This window comes from Paraburkholderia fungorum, from assembly GCF_003610895.1.
Lineage (GTDB): Bacteria > Pseudomonadota > Gammaproteobacteria > Burkholderiales > Burkholderiaceae > Paraburkholderia > Paraburkholderia fungorum_B.
The window spans coordinates 59689-76608 of the sequence record NZ_MCAS01000023.1 but is presented as its reverse complement, the minus strand read 5'-3'; the positions used below and the strand labels follow the sequence as shown (position 1 = coordinate 76608).

The window sequence follows — 16920 nt, the reverse complement described above, 5'->3', positions numbered from 1 at the left end:
TCAAGCGATGCGCTGACCGCTCGCCGCATCGAAAAAATGAAGCTGCCGGGCCGGCAAGGTTACGCTGAGCAGTTCGCCCGGCGCGGGTCGCCGGTGATACGGCAGACGCACCACCAGACTCTGCTTGCCCAGGCTGCCGAAGGCGAGATTGTCCGCCCCCAGCATCTCGCACGCATCGACGGGCAGTCGGATCTGCTGATCGGCTCCTTCGCCGCTGACCGCCACCATCACATGCTCGGGGCGAACGCCAAGCACGCACTCGCGACCAGCCACGACGGCGGCACCGGAATCGCTCGCGCCGGCAATGGCGATCCGCGGTCCATCGTTGACGTCGAAGTGCCGACGGTCATCAGACAGGCGGCCGTGCAGCAGATTCATCGCAGGCGAGCCCATGAAGCTGGCGACAAAGGTGCTCTGGGGACGTTCGTAGATTTGTTCCGGAGTGCCGATCTGTTCGATGCGTCCTTGATTCAGCACGACGATTCGCTGTGCCAGCGTCATCGCTTCGACCTGATCGTGCGTGACATAGAGCGTCGTTGTGCCGAGACGCGTGTGCAGGTTGCGCATTTCCGCGCGCATCTGACTACGCAATTTGGCATCGAGATTGGACAAGGGTTCGTCGAACAGAAAGAGCGCAGGTTCGCGCACGATCGCGCGCCCCATGGCGACCCGTTGCCGTTGTCCGCCCGACAACGCGTGCGGCTTGCGCTCAAGCAAGGCGTCGAGCGAAAGCATCTGTGCAGTTGCCGCGACGCGCTCGCGAACCTTCTCCGGCGTCATGCCGCGCATCCGCAGACCGAATGCGATGTTCTGCGCAACCGTCATGTGGGGATAGAGCGCGTAACTTTGAAATACCATCGCGACATTGCGCTCTTGCGGCTCAACCTCGTTGATGATACGCGAGCCGATCCTGATGTCACCGGACGTGATGCTTTCGAGCCCGGCCGTCATCCGTAACAGGGTCGATTTTCCGCAGCCCGAAGGACCGACCAGCACGACAAATTCGCCGTCCGCCACCTCGAGATCGATGTCGCGCAAAACCTGCTGCCGGGCGTGCCGCGTCTTGCAGACCGCACGGAGTGTGAGTGTAGCCACCGTGTATTTCCTGTCGTAATACCGTCGCCTCAAGCCACGGAGCAATGCCGCAGCAGACGGCTGCCTCTCAGCCTCGCAAGCGATGAGAGGCAGCCCATGTGACTGCGGAACCGGGTGCCGCATTGCAGCGGCGACTGCGCTCAGAACCGGTGCAGAATGCCGACGCCCGCCGCGAACTGGCTGCCGGACGACGAAGGCGAGCCATTGAAGCCGTCACCGATCGACGCCGTGGCGTTGATGATGCTTACGCCGTTCGAGCCGATCGTCTTGCCGCTCGAGTGCTGATACGCCTCGCCCAGATACAGACCCGTACGCGCCGACAGGCTGTAGTACTGCGTGAGCGAGATCTGATGATATTGCGCCGCGCTCGTGATGCCGTTCGACTGCGTTGCACGCGTATAGCTATAGCCACCCGCGAAATCCCAGCTCACTGTCGGCTTCCAGTGCAATGCCGCGCCTGCGGTGTTGAAGGTCGCCGTGTTGCGGAACGACGAGCCCACGCCCGGAATGTACTGAACATTCGAGTAGGACACCGACACGTCCCACGCCGTCGAGAACTTGTAGCCCGCCGTCACCGCGACGCGCTGCTGTCCCTGCGCGGTCTGGTAGCCGTTGTTGATCGCCGAGACGCCAGGCTGGCCGCCCGAGTTCGTCGTCGACGCAGCACCCCATGCGCCACCGCCGGGCGTCGAATTGTTGACGCGCTGGAAACCCGCTGCGATACCGAACGGACCATTCAGATACTGAATCGCCGCGCTCCAGGTCGAACCGGCATTGGTGCTGCCCGCCACGCCGCCAAGCGCATACGAACCGCTCACCGTAAAGCCGTAGAGCTTCGGCGACGTATAGACCAGCGAATTGTTCGCGCGGATCGTCGTGTCGAGCGAATCGATGTCGCCTGGATGCGCGCCGAAGAAACCCGTCAGATAAGTCGTCGGGCTATACGGCGAAAGCAGTGAGTAGTACGACGTGTACTGGCGACCTGCCGTGAACGTACCGTAGGCCGGATTCGTCAAGCCCACCCACCCCTGGCGCGTGAACATCCCACCCGTGAACTGCGACATACCGTTCGCACTGTTCACACCGGCTTCGAGCTGGAAGATCGCCTTCGTACCACCGCCGAGATCTTCACCGCCCTTCAGGCCGAACCGGCTGCCGGCCCATGCGCCGTTCGACATCGTGACGGCGGAGTGACCACCCGTCGTCGAGCCCCGCGACGTACTGCTGTTCTGGTAAACAATGCCGTTATCGATGACCCCGTAGAGCGTGACGCTGCTCTGAGCCTGGGCCGTCGTGGTCGCTGCAAGGCCTGCAGCCGCCATCGCGACCGCCAAGTGCTTCTTCATTTGAATGGATCTCCAGTGTGGTAGGTAGACGGGCGCCCAGGCGCCCGGCACATTGACAATGTCACCTGACGCAGGCGCCATCGAGCAGCGCGTGACGCCTGCTTTCTTCGATTTACTTCAACCCGCCGGAAAAACCGCGCAACAAATAACGCTGTACGTATCCCGCGACTGCCAGCGTCGGCAAGGACGCGATCATTCCGACACTCATCAGATCGCCCCAATCGATGCCGTTCTCCGTGACATAGCCCGCCACAGCGAGCGGCAGCGTGAAGCGGCTCGGCGTGGAGAGAAACAGCAGGGCAAGCAGAAATTCATTCCAGGCGGTGATCATCACGAAGATCGCGGTAGCGACCAGCCCGGGCGCACACAGCGGCAGCACGATATGCACGAGCCGCTGGGCGAGCCCGGCGCCATCGAGACAGGCGGCCTCTTCATAGTCGATGGGAATTTCCCGCACGAACGAAAGCAGCATCCAGATCGACAGCGGCAGCGTGTACACCTGATAGGCGAGCATCAGTCCGAACTCGGAATCGAGCAGATGCAGGGTCTTAGCGAGCGTGAACAGCGGCACCGCCACCGTAATCGGCGGCATCAGCTTGACGGCCAGCACCAGCATCAGAAACAGCAGGTCGAGGCGCGCCGGAAAGCGCAGGCGCACGAGTGCATAGGCAGCCGGAAACGCGAGCGCAAGCGAGAGCAGCGTGGTGCCGCAACTGACGAGCAGCGAATTCAGCAACTGCCGCCCGATGCCGCTTGCCCATACCGATTCGAAGTGCTGCAGGGTCGGCACCTGCGGCCACAGCGCGAGCGGATGATCGAGTCGCTCGAGGGTCGGCGTGAATGCGGCGCCAAGCATCCAGATGCAGGGCAGCAGCAACAGGATCAGCGCGGTGGCCCGCAGCAACCAGAGCACCGCATGCTGGCCCGTCTGGCGAAAAACCGGGGATGAGGCAGCGGAATTCATCATGCGCCCGCCTTGCGGATCGACAACCATACGTTCGCCGAGACCAGCACGGCCGCCACCAGCAGCATCAACACCGAAGCGGCGCTGGCCGGCCCGACATTGAAGAAGCGGAAACCCGTGTCATAGACATAGGTCGACAGCGTCTGGGTCGCATTCCCAGGCCCGCCGCCCGTGAGCGCATAGACCTTGTCGAACAGCTTGAAGGTGTCGACTGAACGCAACAGCATTGCCAGCACGATCTGCGGCACGATCAGCGGCAGCGTGATGTGGCGCAGACATTGCCATTCACTCGCACCGTCGGTGCGGGCCGCTTCATACAGCTCGGGAGCAATGGACTGCAAACCGGCGAGAATGATCAGGAATGCCATAGGTGTCCATTGCCAGACGTCCACAAGAATGAGCGACCAGATCGCCAGGTTCGGATCGGACAGCCATTGCACGCCCGGCAAACCGAACACCGCGAGCAAGGCGTTGAGGAACCCGCTGTAATTCAGCCAGTTGCGCCAGATTGCCGAGCACACCAGCGTCGACAGCATCATCGGCAGAATAAGGAACGGCATGACAAAACGGCGACCGCGAAATGCCCGGGAAAACAGCAGCGCCAACGCGCCGCCCAGCACCACTTCGCTAACCGAAGCCACGACCGTGAATTGCAGCGTATTGAAGAAACTGGCTGCAAACTCACTGTCCGCGAGCACCGAGCGATAATTTCCCAGCCCGGCAAATGCGCGCTGCCCCGACGCATAGTCGACGTTGAAAAACGAATCGACCAGGACGCGCAGGACCGGGTACAGCGCGAGTACGCCGAGTACCAGCGCAGACGGCCCGACCAGCAAGACCAATGGCAGAAAACGACGCACGGCGCTCATGGAAGTGTTCAACGTCGCGCCGTTATTTGGCGATCGCGGCCATCGCCGGCGTAATCTTTTGCGCGGCCTGATGCAGTGCGGCGTCGGGCGCGAGTTGACCCGTCAGGACGAGTTGCAAAGCGTCGCCCAGAATGCTCTCGATCTGCTGCCAATCCTTCACACGCGGGCGGGCACGGCCTGCCTCGAGCGCCTTGAGCTGATCCGGATACCAGCGGAATTGCTGCACGAGTGCCGGGTCTTCGAACACGCTCTTGCGGGTCGGCGGAATACCCATCGCGGCAAGGCGCGTCTGCGTGTCGCGCGCAGTCAGGTAGGCGAGGAATGCCTGCGCCAGCGTTGCATGCGGCGCGTCCTTCGGAATCGCCATCTGCCAGATGCCTAGCATCGGCGAAGGTCCTTTCACTTGTCCAGGCGGCGCCTGCAGCGCGACCTCGCCGACCACGCGAGACTGCTTCGGATCGTCGAGCGCCGGAATCCATGCCGGCCATACCTCGAGTGCCTGCGCCGCCGCACCCTTTTGCAGGGCGTCGCGCACTTCGGCCGCGCCGTAAACCGCCACGTCCTTCGGCGCATAGGCTTTCAGCGCAATGAACATCTTCAACGCCGCCAGTGCTTGCGGGGAGTCGATCGTCACCTTGCCATCCTGGTCGATCACGTCACCGCCATAGGCCCACAGAATCGGCATGAAACCCGTCACGATCGGGTTGCCCTTGGTACCGCGAAACACCACGCCGGACACGTTCGCATCCGCACCGCCGGCGGCCTGTGCGATCTTCAGCACGTCGTCCCAGTTGCGCGGCGGTTGCAGCTTGTATTTCGCCAGCAGGTCGCGGCGATAGGCGAACATTTCAACGTTGCCGACCACCGGCAATGCGTACAGCCCGCCCGACGGCGCACGGCCGAGCGCGACGGTCGAGGCGACCATGTCCGTATCGGCGAGCGTAGCCGGAAGCGGCTTCAGCCACCCGTTCGCGATGAATTCGGGCGACCAGGTGTCGTCCATCATGACGAGGTCGTATGCGCCGGTTCCTTCACGCATCGACAACTTCAGCTTCTGATAGAGGTTCGCATTCGGCAGCTTCAGCAACTCGATGTCAGCGCCGGGATGCAGCTTCGTGAAGCCGGCAACGGCCTCCGCCAGGCCTCGGCCATAAATGTCGTCGCGGCCCGCGATCACGAGATCGGCCGCGCTGACGCTCAACGTCACGACGGATAGAGCGACCGCGACGGACACGGCGCGCAGGCTACTGAACAGTTTCATGCGATATCTCATTGAATTTGCGGAATCGTCACGGCGCGTTGCACACGTGTGCAACGCGGCCCGAAAAAGAATGCCACTCAGGGCATGACCGCCATTCTCGCTGCAGATCGTTAAAGATTTGTGGCAAGCAAACAGAAAGCTACGGCAGTCGCATTCAAGCGTGAAGCATTCCCACAGCGCAATTCACACCGCCTTACGCAACCACGAAGCGCCTCTTACGGCATGTCTCTTCGGCACCGAGCAGATACCACGGACTCCGAACATTGATATTTATCGAGATGTGAAGACATGCAATGATCGCCGCCGATTCTGCGAATCACGCTGTCATGCCGCGTGTGCAGATGTTCTGGCCATACCGCAGATCCCTGCGCTTTCATTCCGTCAATATGACCAATTTTCTGTTTGGCCTTGTCTCAAACCTTGCGTTGCTGGCCATCCTGCTAAGCGCGTGCCATCTGTGCAACCGGCTCGTACCTGGCGCCACGCTCAACGGCCCGCACATTTTCGTCGCGCTGGCATCGACCGCGTTGCTGCTCGATGCCGCCCTGACGTTTCTCGTATTCGCTGACGCGCAGAGCCGCTATGGCAAGTTCAGCACGACGAGCGCATTCTTCGAACGCGGCGGCGCGTACACGGTGGCGGCCATTGCCGCACTGGCCTGGCAGTACGCGACGCGGCGCGTGCGACACGCCAGAACAAGCGGCAACACGCTGGTCATTCGCACGTCGCCGTATTCCGAATCACATCTGCCGATGTAAGACCACGCGCGCCATTTTCTTCAGTCACGCAATCCGCATCATCGTCGGGAACGGAGCTTGCGTATGGGCGCGCCGTCGCCTATAACTCCCGAAGACCGAGGGTTACCGTTTGCGCCCGCCACCGGGCATTTGCCGCTGTATTGCACTCCCGCCGTTCAATCAGTCGAAGGCAACTCAACCAACGAGGAACATCTTGGATCTCGAAACCGTACGCGTGTTCATCATGACCCGAGGCATCGACCTCGGCACCAAGGTACTCGGCGCGATCGTGTTGTGGATCGTCGGTCGCTGGGTCATTGGCCTGATCACCGGCTTGCTTCGCAAGCTGCTGTCGAAAAACGGCCGGGTCGATCCCACCCTCGCTCATTACCTCGGTTCGATTCTCGGCGCACTGCTGAACCTGCTGCTGATCCTTGCGATCCTGCAGGTGTTCGGTGTCCAGACAACTTCGTTCGCTGCCTTGCTCGCCGGCCTCGGTCTGGCGATCGGCACGGCATGGGGCGGCCTGCTCGCCCACTTCGCGGCAGGCATCTTCATGCAGGTGCTGCGGCCGTTCAAGGTGGGGGATTTTGTGATGGCGGGCGGCGTCACAGGCACGGTTTCGGAGTTGGGTCTGTTCGGCACGACCATCGTGACGCCCGACAATGTGACAACCATCATCGGCAACAACAAGATCTTTTCGGACACAATCTCGAACTACAGCGCATTGCCAGTGCGGCGCGTCGAGCTGACCGCGAAGATTGCGAACGGCGTCGATCCTACGGATGCGATGAACCGGCTCAAGGCGGCCGTTACACAAATTCCGAACGTGGCCGAGAGTCCCGCTCCGGATATCGAAGTGCTGAGCTTCACGCCTGAAGGGCCGTTGCTCTGCGTACGTCCCTACACGCACACCGACCATTACTGGCAGGTCTACTTCGACACCAACCGCGCAATAATCCAGACCTTCAAGGATGCCGGCTATCCGACACCGGAGACTCCGCTTGCACCGCGCATAGTCAGTTGAGCACTGGTTAGCGCTTAGGCCGGTTGGATGGAGGTCGAGGTTCGTTGAGATGAGACGTTTTTTCGCTGTCTCGGCAGATCAACTCACCGGAAGCCGAACCACACAATAAAAAACGGCGTCGCGAAATTCGCGACGCCGTTTTTCCTTCTGCGCCATGCAACACGATGCGTCAGCGCATCAGCGGATGCCCGCCTTCGACGTGTTCTTGCGCGTCATCTTCCATACCGCGCCCAGCACCACCGGCACCACAGCCGCGCCGATACCCACCAGCACGATCAGATTCAGATACTGCCGGATGAACGGAATGTTGCCGAAGAAGTAACCGAGCAGCACCAGCAGGAACACCCACAACAGCGCACCGAGAACGTTGAACAACTGGAACCGGCTAACCGTCATCTCCGATGCGCCGGCAACAAACGGGGCGAAAGTGCGCACTACGGGAATGAAGCGCGCCAGCACGATGGTCTTGCCGCCGTGCTTCTCATAGAAGTTATGCGTTTTCTGCAGCGCGGCGCGGTCGAGGAAGCGTTCGAGAAGAGGAATGTGCGAATTGAACACCCGGGGCCCGATGGACCGCCCCACCATGTAGTTCACCGTATTGCCAGTCACCGCGGCGACCAGCAGCAGCACGATCAGCAAACCGAGGTTCATTTCGCCGGTCGCGCAAAAGGCGCCGCCGATGAACAGTAGCGAATCGCCCGGCAGAAACGGCAGGACAACCAGTCCGGTTTCGCAGAACACGATCAGAAACAGCACCGCATAGACCCAGGCGCCGTACTCGTGAATAAAGACTCCCAGAAACTTGTCGATGTGCAAGACAAGGTTGGCGAACTGTAGAAGCGTGTCCAAAAAAGCGTCCTTTATTGAGCGAGCGTGAGCGTGGCGGGACGGCCGGGTCAGCGGCCTTGCGGGCGATGAGCAGCGAACAGGTGCGCGCTGCCGGAAATTGACCGCGTCATGATACCGAAAGTGCCCGGTCGCGATTAAAAAACTGCCATGCCTTCCGCCCGTATCCGGCCTGCTCGCGCCAAATCGCTATAATTTCGCCATGTCAGAATTCTCCGATACGCCTGCCGGCACCGCCGACGCGGCCGCGGTTTCCGCCGCCGCGCCCGTCCCACGCCCGTTGCGGGCGATCCAGCCGCTGCCCGATCAGCTGATCAGCCAGATTGCCGCTGGCGAAGTGGTCGAGCGGCCGGCCTCGGTGGTCAAGGAATTGCTGGAGAATGCGCTGGACGCCGGCGCGCAGACGCTGCGCATCCTGCTCGACGAAGGCGGCGTCAAACGCATCTCGATCACCGACGACGGCTGCGGCATACCCGAAAACGAACTTGCGCTCGCACTGATGCGCCACGCGACCAGCAAGATCCGCTCGCTCGCCGAACTCGAAGCCGTTGCCACGCTCGGGTTTCGCGGCGAGGCGCTGGCGTCGATTGCGTCGGTCGCGCAGATGAGCATCACGAGCCGCACGGCCGACGCGCCGCACGCCGTGCGCGTCGACGCGCAAACCGGTGTGCTGAGTCCCGCCGCCGGCACCCAGGGCACGACGATCGAAGTCCGTGAGTTGTACTTCAATACGCCCGCGCGGCGCAAATTCCTCAAGAGCGAACAGACCGAACTCGGCCATTGCCTCGAACAGATTCGCCGCGCGGCGCTGGCGCGGCCGGACGTGGCGATTTCGGTCCTGCACAACGGCAAGGCGGTCGAACACTGGAACGCCAGCGAGCCGCCCGTGCGGGTCGCGAAGATTCTTGGCGAAACCTTCGCGACGGCGCATTTGCCGCTCGACGAATCCGCCGGACCGCTCGCGGTCTACGGCTGCGCCGGCCTGCCGACCGCGAGCCGCGGTCGCGCCGACCAGCAGTATTTCTTCGTCAACGGCCGCTTCGTGCGCGACAAGCTGCTCACGCACGCCGCGCGCGCCGCCTACGAAGACGTGCTGCACGGCGACCGCTATCCGTCCTACGTGCTGTTTCTCGATCTGCCGCCGGAAGCCGTCGATGTGAACGTGCATCCCTCGAAAATCGAAGTGCGGTTTCGCGATTCCCGTTCGATTCACCAGTTCGTGTTCCATGCCGTGCAACGTGCGTTGGCGCGGCACGCGGGCGCGTCGCCGGAAACAACCGCCGGTGGGCATGCGGCGCACCTGGAAGCGGCGACGGGCGGGCCGGCTTCCTTCGGCGCCACGCCGCTGGGCGGCGCGGGCGTTGCAGGCCTTGGAGGTGGCGGCGGCTTCGGCGCAGGTGCAGGCGGTTTCGGTGCTGGGACGGGGGGCGGAACGGGCAGCGGCTTCGGTTCGTCGCAACCCGGCAACAGCTGGATGCGCCAGGCGCGCATGACGCAGGGCACCCTGCCGGTTGCGCAACCGCTGGCGTTCTACGACGCGCTGTTCGGCCGCAGGGACACGAACGCCGGCACGGCGGAAGGTGCAACGCTCTTCGAAGCGCGCGATTCGGCTGCGCAAGCGCCGTCCCCGTACAACACCTCGGGGCCGTATGCGTCGCCTGCGTTCAATGCCTCCGACGAACAGCCGCTCGGCTTTGCCCTCGGGCAGATTCACGGCATCTATGTGCTCGCGCAGAACGCGCATGGGCTCGTGATCGTCGACATGCATGCCGCGCACGAGCGCATCCTGTACGAGCAGTTCAAGAACGCCCTCGCCGATCGCACGATCGCGGTGCAGCCGCTGCTGATCCCGCAAACGATGCAGGCCGATCCGATTGAAATCGGCACAGTCGAAGAAGAGCGCGACACGCTGGACGCACTCGGTTTCGATCTCGCCGTGCTGTCGCCAACCACGCTCGCAATCCGCGCGGTGCCTGCGTTGCTGAAGGACGCCGACCTGCAGGCGCTGGCGCGCGCGGTACTCTCCGACTTGCATGCATTCGGCGGCTCCCGCGTGTTGACCGAGCGGCAGCACGAACTGCTCGGCACACTCGCGTGTCATCATGCGGTGCGCGCGAACCGGCGTCTGACGCTCGACGAAATGAACGCGCTGCTGCGCCAGATGGAGGCGACCGAACGCGCCGACCAATGCAACCACGGGCGTCCGACGTGGTATCAGTTGACGCTGTCCGATCTCGACCGGCTATTCATGCGTGGCCAATGACGGTGCGCCTGATTACGCTCATTCGCCGCGCGCCGTCTCGCCCATGACTTCAAGCACTTCACGCACGGCCGCGCCGGTCCCTTGCCTGCTCGGCCCAACCGCATCCGGTAAAACCGCAGCCGCGCTGGCTCTGGCGACACGCAGGCCGGTGGAAATCATCAGCGTCGATTCGGCGCTGGTCTATCGCGAGATGGATATCGGCACCGCCAAGCCGACGCCGGAAGAGCGCGCGGTGGCGCCGCATCATCTGATCGATATCGTGGATCCGACAGATGCCTATTCGGCTGCGCAGTTTCGTGGCGATGCGTTGCGCCTGATCGGCGAGATCAGCGCACGCGGGCGGCTCCCCTTGTTGGTCGGCGGAACCATGCTGTACTACAAGGCGCTCACGCAGGGGCTAAACGACCTGCCCGCCGCCGATGCCGAGGTGCGCGCAGCACTCGATGCCGATGCCGCACGCGACGGCTGGCCGGCCCTGCACGCACGGCTCGCCGCGCTCGATCCCGTTACCGCCGCCCGCCTCGCACCGAACGATTCACAGCGAATTCAGCGGGCGCTCGAGGTTTTCATGCTGACGGGGCAAGCGATGTCCGCTTTGCTGGCCGCGCCCGCCCGAACGGACGACGCCGCCTCGGCGTGGCGCTTCGTGCCGATCGCGCTCGAGCCTTCCGAGCGCAGCGTGCTGCACGCGCGCATCGAAAAGCGCTTCGACGCCATGCTGGCCAACGGTTTTATCGACGAAGTCGTGAAATTGCGCGAGCGCGGCGATTTGTTGCCCGAGATGCCGTCCATGCGTTGCGTGGGATACCGGCAGGTCTGGGAATATCTCGACGGCGCGGTCGACTATTCGACCATGCGGGACAAGGGGGTTTTTGCTACCCGGCAATTGTGCAAGCGGCAGCTCACGTGGCTGCGCAGCATGACGGAGCGGGTTGTGGTGGATTGCTGCGACCCCGGCGCGACTGCGCAGGCCGTCAGCCTGATTGAAGCGTTGATGTGAGGTTTTTACCCGCGCGGCGCGCTTTCCGTACACCGCGCAGGCAAACCAGCCTTGGCTAAGGCTGCTTGAGCGAGCTGGTTAGACGACCACCGTCTGAGCTTCACCGGCCGCGCTTTCGCGAATCACGCCGATCTTCCAGACCTGCTCGCCGGCGGCCGACAACAGGCCGATCGCCGCATCGGCGTCAGCGGCGGAAACCACCACCGCCATGCCGATCCCGCAGTTGAAAACGCGGTGCATTTCCGCATCCGCGACACCGCCGTGCTGCTGCAGCCACGAGAACAGCGGCGGCAGCGGCCAGCTGCTGTGATCCAGTTCAGCCGTCAGACCTTCACGCAAAACGCGCGGAATATTCTCGACCAGCCCGCCGCCGGTGATGTGCGCCATACCCTTGACAGCAATCTGCTGCATCAAGGCCAGCAAGGGCTTCACGTAGATATGCGTAGGCGCCATCAACGCGTCGGCCAGTGAACGGCCGTCGAAATCCGCATTCAGATCAGGCTGCGCGCGTTCGATGATCTTGCGCACCAGCGAAAAACCGTTCGAGTGGATGCCGCTCGAAGCCAGACCCAGCACCACGTCGCCCGGGGCGATCGTGCTGCCGTCGATAATCTTGCTCTTTTCCACCGCACCGACCGCAAAACCCGCCAGATCGTATTCGCCGTCCGGATACATGCCGGGCATTTCAGCCGTTTCGCCACCGATCAGCGCGCAGCCGGACAGTTCGCAGCCATGCGCGATACCCTTCACGACCGTTGCCGCGGTACCGACGTCCAGCTTGCCGCATGCGAAATAATCGAGGAAAAACAGCGGCTCGGCGCCCTGAACCAGAATATCGTTCACGCTCATCGCCACCAGATCCTGGCCGACGGTGTCGTGTTTGTTCAGTTGAAATGCGAGGCGCAGCTTGGTGCCGACACCGTCCGTGCCCGACACCAGCACCGGTTCCTTGTACTTCTTCGGCACTTCGAAAAGCGCGCCAAATCCACCGATGCCACCCAGCACACCGTCGCGCATCGTCTTTTTGGCAAAGGGCTTGATCGCGTCGACAAGGGCGTCGCCCGCGTCGATGTCCACGCCGGCGTCGCGATACGACAACCCTTGGGCGTCAGGGGTGGATTTCGGTTGATTCATGGGGAAGGGCAAGAAGGTCGGTAAAATGCGATTTTACCCGATGCCGACCAGAGTTGGCGCTTCAGCGCTTACTCTGGTCCCATACAGAGTTGCCGGCCGGCTGGCTGGAATTTGAATCATCCGGTCATGACGACACCTGGGAAACAACTTTGCAACAGAACCCTTCGATCCTGACACCTGTACAGCGCCGCGCCTTCATCTGGCTGGCGATCGCGCTGGTTGTCGGCATTCTGCTTTGGCTCCTGAGTCCGGTCCTCACGCCGTTCCTGCTCGGCGCCATTCTCGCGTACATTCTGCAACCGGGCGTCGCGTGGATGGTGCGCCGGCGCGTGCCGCGGGGCCTCGCCGCGTTGCTGATGATGCTGGTGTTCTCGCTGCTGATGACGCTGCTCGTGCTGCTGGTGCTGGCTGTCATCCAGAAAGAAGGCCCGCAGTTGAAGCAGCAGGTGCCCGTGCTGTTTGCGCATGTGAGCGCCTGGCTGCAACCCAAGCTTGCGGTGCTGGGCCTCGCCGACTCGCTCGATTTCGCCAGTATCCGCGATCTCGTGATGGGGCAGCTAGAAGGCAGCGCGCAACAGGTCGCGATGTATGCGTGGACCTCGATCCGCACCAGCGGCAATCTGATGATGACGGTGGTCGGCAACCTCGTGATGGTGCCGCTCGTGCTGTTTTATCTGTTATACGACTGGAACCGCATGCTCGCGCGTATGCAGATCGTGGTGCCGCGCCGCTGGCTCGACAAGACGCTGCAGCTCGCGCGCGACATGGATCAGATGCTCTCGCAATACCTGCGCGGCCAGTTGCTCGTGATGGGCGTGCTCGCGGTCTATTATGCAATTGCGCTAACCGTCGCCGGCTTCGAAATCGCGCTGCCCGTGGGTATTTTCACGGGCCTCGCCGTCTTCATCCCGTACATCGGTTTCGCGACCGGGCTCGCTCTCGCGCTGCTCGCGGCGCTGCTGCAGTTCGGCGACTGGTATGGCTTTGGCGCGGTCGCGCTGATTTACGGCGTCGGCCAGATCGTCGAGAGCTTTTATCTCACGCCGCGCCTCGTCGGCGAGCGGATCGGGCTGCACCCGCTCGCGGTTATCTTCGCGTTGCTCGCGTTCGGCCAGTTGTTCGGTTTTTTCGGGGTGTTGCTGGCGCTGCCGGTCAGCGCCATCCTGTCGGTAGCCATGCGCGAGTTGCGTCAAAGCTATCTGGCAAGCACGCTTTATAACAACTGAGTCACTGACTGCCCATTGACGTTTCAGGGCCCGAAGTTCGGGCCATTTGCGGCCCAAGCCCCATTTTCGGCATTAACCTACTGTGCTTCGTCAACTGACGCTCGATCTCGGCACCCCGCCGCCATCGACATTCGACAATTTCTTCGCCGGCGCCAACGCCGAGCTGGTCACGCGGTTGCGTGAGCTCGACAACGCGCTCGCGGCCGGCCCCGTGGCCGATCGCACCTTCTACATCTGGGGTGAGGCCGGCAGCGGACGCACGCATCTGCTGCAGGCACTGGTCCACGAAGCGCCGCCGGGCCATGCGCGCTTTGCCGGTCCGCAGAGCAGCCTCGCCGCCTTCACCTTCGACCCGCGCGTCGCGCTGTACGCCATCGACGATTGCGACGGCCTGTCCGCGGCCCAGCAGATTGCCGTGTTCAACCTGTTCAACGAAGTGCGCGCGCACCCCACCAGCGCGCTGGTCGCCGCGGGCAATGCAGCGCCGATCGGCATGACCGTGCGCGAAGATCTGCGCACGCGCCTCGGCTGGGGCCTCGTCTTCCACCTCGCGCCGCTGCCGGACGAAGGTAAGGCTGCGGTGCTGAAACACGCGGCGCGCGAGCGCGGCATCATGCTGGCCGACGACGTGCCCGCCTACCTGCTGACGCATTTTCGCCGCGACATGCCGAGCCTGATGGCCCTGCTGGACGCGCTCGACCGCTTCTCGCTCGAACAGAAACGCGCGGTCACGCTGCCGCTTCTGCGTACCATGCTGGCCTCGCCTGAAGCCGACGACCGGCGAACGGCGCCCGGCTCGTCCGCGTCATCCACGTCAGCCGCCGCTTCATCCGCGTCCCCCGCCGCCGCTTCAAGTAAAATAGGCCCCCATGGCTAACCTCGCACTCTTCGACCTCGACCACACGCTCATTCCCACTGACAGCGACCACGAATGGGGCCGCTTCATGGTGAAACAAGGCATGGTCGACGCAGAAAACTTCGCCCGTGAAAACGACCGCTTTTTCGCCGACTACAAAGCCGGCAAGCTCGACATTCACGCCTACCTGATCGCCATGCTCACGCCGCTCTCGAAGTACACGCGCGCCCAGCTGGCCGATCTTCACGCGCAGTACATGCATGAAGTGATCACACCGGCGATCTTTCCGGTCGCGCTGGAACTGGTCAGGGAGCACCGCGAAGCCGGCGATCTCTGCTGCGTGGTCACCGCCACTAATGAATTCATTACCCGCCCGATCGCTCAGGCGTTCGGCGTGGACGCGCTGATCGCCTGCGAGGCGGAAACCGTCGACGGCGAGCCGCATTCGCCTTACACCGGCCGCCCCACCGGCACGCCGAGCTACAAAGAAGGCAAGATCGTCCGTACGGAAGCGTGGCTGGCATCGCTCGGCAAGACCTGGAGCGATTTCGAGCACAGCTATTTCTATAGCGACTCGCACAACGACATCCCGCTGCTCGAGAAGGTCACGAATCCGATCGCGACCAATCCCGACGACACATTGCGCGCCCATGCGCAGGCCAAAGGCTGGCGCATCCTCGAACTCTTTCAACCCTCGTGATCAAAAAACTTATCCGCAAGCTATTCGGCCAGGACTCAGCGCCCGCTGATAACACCCCGCCCGCCGAAGCCGAAGCAGACGAAGCCGGTGATGCGCCGGCACGCAACGCCTCCGGTGCCAGCAAAGCGCGCCGCAAACCGGCCCGCCCCGCCGCCAAAACCGTGCGGGACCCCGACGTGCCGGTCATCATTCCGCATGACGTGCATGGCATCGACCCGTCGCTGATCTCGAGGAACGCGATTCGCGTCACCGAAGGCCTGCAGGAAGCGGGGCATCGCGCGTTTATCGTCGGCGGTGCGGTGCGCGATCTGCTGCTCGGCATCAAGCCGAAAGACTTCGACGTCGCGACCGACGCCACGCCCGAGCAGGTGCAGAAGCTGTTCCGCCGCGCCCGTATCATCGGCCGCCGGTTTCAGATCGTGCACGTGCAGTTCGGCCAGGAAATCATCGAAACCTCGACGTTCCGCGCGCTGGTCGATCCGCCCGCAGCCGACGCCGCACCGCCGCGCCGCCTCAAGCGCGACGAACTCGACCGCCGCACGCACGCGGTAGACGCCAGCGGCCGCGTGCTGCGCGACAACGTCTGGGGCGAGCAGCACGAAGACGCCACCCGCCGCGACTTCACGATCAACGCGATGTACTACGATCCGGCCACGCAAACCGTGCTGGACTATCACAACGGCATGGCCGACATGCGCGCGCGTCTGCTGCGCATGATCGGCGACCCGGCCACGCGCTATCGCGAAGACCCGGTGCGCATGCTGCGCGTGGTGCGCTTTGCCGCCAAGCTCGACTTCGAGATCGAAGACACGACCCGTGCGCCGATCGCCAAAATGGCCGATCTGATCAACAACGTGCCTGCCGCACGCCTGTTTGACGAGATGCTCAAGCTGATGCTGTCCGGTCACGCGCTCGCCTGTTTGAAACGTCTGCGCCAGGAAGGCCTGCATCACGGTCTGCTGCCGCTGCTCGACGTCGTGCTGGAACAGCCGATCGGCGAGAAATTCATCACGCTCGCGCTATCCAACACGGATGCCCGCGTGCGCGCCGGCAAACCGGTTTCGCCGGGTTTCCTGTTCGCCACGCTGCTGTGGCATGACGTCCAGACACGCTGGCAACAATTTGAAGCAAACGGCGAATACCCGGTGCCGGCCCTGCATCGCGCAATGGACGAAGTCCTCGACATGCAGACCGAGAAACTCGCGATCCACAAGCGCTTCTCGTCGGATATGCGGGAGATCTGGGGCCTGCAGCTGCGCCTCGAAAAACGCTCGGGAAGAAGCGCGCTGAAGCTGCTGGAACACCAAAGATTTAGAGCGGGGTATGATTTCCTCCTGTTGCGCTGCGAATCGGGCGAACTCGAAGAGTCGGTCGGTGCGTGGTGGACGGAGTTCATTGAAGGAGACGTCGCTGCGCGTGAGACTTTGCTCACGCAAGGCGGGAAGGACCGGAGCCCCAGAAAACGACGGCGGCGCAGCAGTAGCGCCAGAACCCGCAAACCGGGCGAGGGAATGGAGGGCGGCACGCAAGCCGAACGCACAGCCACGGACGCGGGCCATGACGGCTCGCACGATGACTGACACAGCGTTGGCTGTT

At 63.0% G+C, this 16920-nt stretch carries 15 protein-coding genes; 8 read left to right on the top strand and 7 right to left on the bottom strand.

Annotation, left to right across the window (positions count from 1 at the left end):
- The 5 genes from ugpC to BCY88_RS21120 form a co-directional block, all read right to left on the bottom strand.
- Nucleotides 1–1095, bottom strand: coding sequence for a sn-glycerol-3-phosphate ABC transporter ATP-binding protein UgpC (gene ugpC, locus BCY88_RS21140; protein ID WP_120346133.1), 1095 nt, complete (start codon nucleotides 1093–1095; stop codon nucleotides 1–3).
- Between the two features lie 140 nt (nucleotides 1096–1235).
- A complete protein-coding gene (locus tag BCY88_RS21135) occupies nucleotides 1236–2441 on the bottom strand; it encodes a porin (protein ID WP_120346132.1) in 1206 nt (401 codons plus the stop codon).
- Nucleotides 2442–2553: 112 nt separating this feature from the next.
- Nucleotides 2554–3408: a carbohydrate ABC transporter permease gene (locus BCY88_RS21130; protein ID WP_120346382.1), complete on the bottom strand. Its 855-nt coding sequence runs from the start codon at nucleotides 3406–3408 to the stop codon at nucleotides 2554–2556.
- On the bottom strand, nucleotides 3405–4274 hold the full coding sequence (locus tag BCY88_RS21125) for a carbohydrate ABC transporter permease (RefSeq protein WP_120346131.1): 870 nt from the start codon (nucleotides 4272–4274) through the stop codon (nucleotides 3405–3407). Before BCY88_RS21125 ends, BCY88_RS21130 begins: the two co-directional genes overlap by 4 nt.
- A gap of 22 nt (nucleotides 4275–4296) precedes the next feature.
- Nucleotides 4297–5535, bottom strand: coding sequence for an ABC transporter substrate-binding protein (locus tag BCY88_RS21120; protein ID WP_120346130.1), 1239 nt, complete (start codon nucleotides 5533–5535; stop codon nucleotides 4297–4299).
- Between the two features lie 293 nt (nucleotides 5536–5828).
- Between BCY88_RS21120 and BCY88_RS21115 the strand changes: the two genes are divergently transcribed.
- Together BCY88_RS21115 and BCY88_RS21110 are read left to right on the top strand one after the other, a co-directional pair.
- On the top strand, nucleotides 5829–6293 hold the full coding sequence (locus tag BCY88_RS21115; RefSeq protein ID WP_310796127.1) for a hypothetical protein: 465 nt from the start codon (nucleotides 5829–5831) through the stop codon (nucleotides 6291–6293).
- A gap of 193 nt (nucleotides 6294–6486) precedes the next feature.
- Nucleotides 6487–7299 (top strand): mechanosensitive ion channel family protein, encoded by an 813-nt coding sequence (locus tag BCY88_RS21110; RefSeq protein WP_120346129.1) that lies wholly within the window; start codon nucleotides 6487–6489, stop codon nucleotides 7297–7299.
- 177 nt (nucleotides 7300–7476) lie between these two features.
- Here BCY88_RS21110 and BCY88_RS21105 read toward each other — a convergent pair whose 3' ends face one another.
- On the bottom strand, nucleotides 7477–8148 hold the full coding sequence (locus BCY88_RS21105; protein WP_120346128.1) for a DedA family protein: 672 nt from the start codon (nucleotides 8146–8148) through the stop codon (nucleotides 7477–7479).
- A 199-nt stretch (nucleotides 8149–8347) separates the two neighbouring features.
- On the opposite strand from BCY88_RS21105, the gene mutL reads away from it, so the two are divergent.
- Together mutL and miaA are read left to right on the top strand one after the other, a co-directional pair.
- On the top strand, nucleotides 8348–10408 hold the full coding sequence (mutL, locus tag BCY88_RS21100; RefSeq protein ID WP_120346127.1) for a DNA mismatch repair endonuclease MutL: 2061 nt from the start codon (nucleotides 8348–8350) through the stop codon (nucleotides 10406–10408).
- A 43-nt stretch (nucleotides 10409–10451) separates the two neighbouring features.
- A complete protein-coding gene (gene miaA, locus BCY88_RS21095; protein ID WP_120346380.1) occupies nucleotides 10452–11408 on the top strand; it encodes a tRNA (adenosine(37)-N6)-dimethylallyltransferase MiaA in 957 nt (318 codons plus the stop codon).
- A 78-nt stretch (nucleotides 11409–11486) separates the two neighbouring features.
- On the opposite strand, the gene purM is transcribed toward miaA, so the two are convergent.
- Nucleotides 11487–12542, bottom strand: a complete 1056-nt coding sequence (gene purM / locus BCY88_RS21090) for a phosphoribosylformylglycinamidine cyclo-ligase (RefSeq protein WP_120346126.1) — start codon at nucleotides 12540–12542, stop codon at nucleotides 11487–11489.
- Between the two features lie 149 nt (nucleotides 12543–12691).
- Here purM and BCY88_RS21085 point away from each other — a divergent pair, with 149 nt between their 5' ends.
- The 4 genes from BCY88_RS21085 to pcnB all read left to right on the top strand — a co-directional run bounded on the left by BCY88_RS21085 (nucleotide 12692) and on the right by pcnB (nucleotide 16904).
- Nucleotides 12692–13768: an AI-2E family transporter gene (locus BCY88_RS21085; RefSeq protein WP_120346379.1), complete on the top strand. Its 1077-nt coding sequence runs from the start codon at nucleotides 12692–12694 to the stop codon at nucleotides 13766–13768.
- An 82-nt stretch (nucleotides 13769–13850) separates the two neighbouring features.
- Complete coding sequence (gene hda, locus BCY88_RS21080) at nucleotides 13851–14645, top strand: DnaA regulatory inactivator Hda (RefSeq protein WP_120346125.1); 795 nt, start codon at nucleotides 13851–13853, stop codon at nucleotides 14643–14645.
- The gene (locus tag BCY88_RS21075) at nucleotides 14638–15324 is read left to right on the top strand and encodes a histidinol-phosphatase (protein ID WP_120346124.1); all 687 of its coding nucleotides are present in this window, start codon (nucleotides 14638–14640) and stop codon (nucleotides 15322–15324) included. The genes hda and BCY88_RS21075 overlap by 8 nt, the downstream gene beginning before the upstream one ends.
- Complete coding sequence (gene pcnB, locus BCY88_RS21070) at nucleotides 15321–16904, top strand: polynucleotide adenylyltransferase PcnB (RefSeq protein WP_120346123.1); 1584 nt, start codon at nucleotides 15321–15323, stop codon at nucleotides 16902–16904. The genes BCY88_RS21075 and pcnB overlap by 4 nt, the downstream gene beginning before the upstream one ends.
- Nucleotides 16905–16920: the final 16 nt, after the last annotated feature.

Excerpts from the sequence above, each read along its gene's own strand:
- BCY88_RS21135 (WP_120346132.1), bottom strand. The coding sequence starts at position 2,441 with ATGAAGAAGCACTTGGCGGTCGCGATGGCGGCTGCAGGCCTTGCAGCG.
- BCY88_RS21130 (WP_120346382.1), bottom strand. The coding sequence starts at position 3,408 with ATGATGAATTCCGCTGCCTCATCCCCGGTTTTTCGCCAGACGGGCCAG.
- miaA (WP_120346380.1), top strand. The coding sequence starts at position 10,452 with ATGACTTCAAGCACTTCACGCACGGCCGCGCCGGTCCCTTGCCTGCTC.
- BCY88_RS21125 (WP_120346131.1), bottom strand. The coding sequence starts at position 4,274 with ATGAGCGCCGTGCGTCGTTTTCTGCCATTGGTCTTGCTGGTCGGGCCG.
- BCY88_RS21115 (WP_310796127.1), top strand. The coding sequence starts at position 5,829 with ATGATCGCCGCCGATTCTGCGAATCACGCTGTCATGCCGCGTGTGCAG.
- BCY88_RS21075 (WP_120346124.1), top strand. The coding sequence starts at position 14,638 with ATGGCTAACCTCGCACTCTTCGACCTCGACCACACGCTCATTCCCACT.
- mutL (WP_120346127.1), top strand. The coding sequence starts at position 8,348 with ATGTCAGAATTCTCCGATACGCCTGCCGGCACCGCCGACGCGGCCGCG.
- BCY88_RS21120 (WP_120346130.1), bottom strand. The coding sequence starts at position 5,535 with ATGAAACTGTTCAGTAGCCTGCGCGCCGTGTCCGTCGCGGTCGCTCTA.
- purM (WP_120346126.1), bottom strand. The coding sequence starts at position 12,542 with ATGAATCAACCGAAATCCACCCCTGACGCCCAAGGGTTGTCGTATCGC.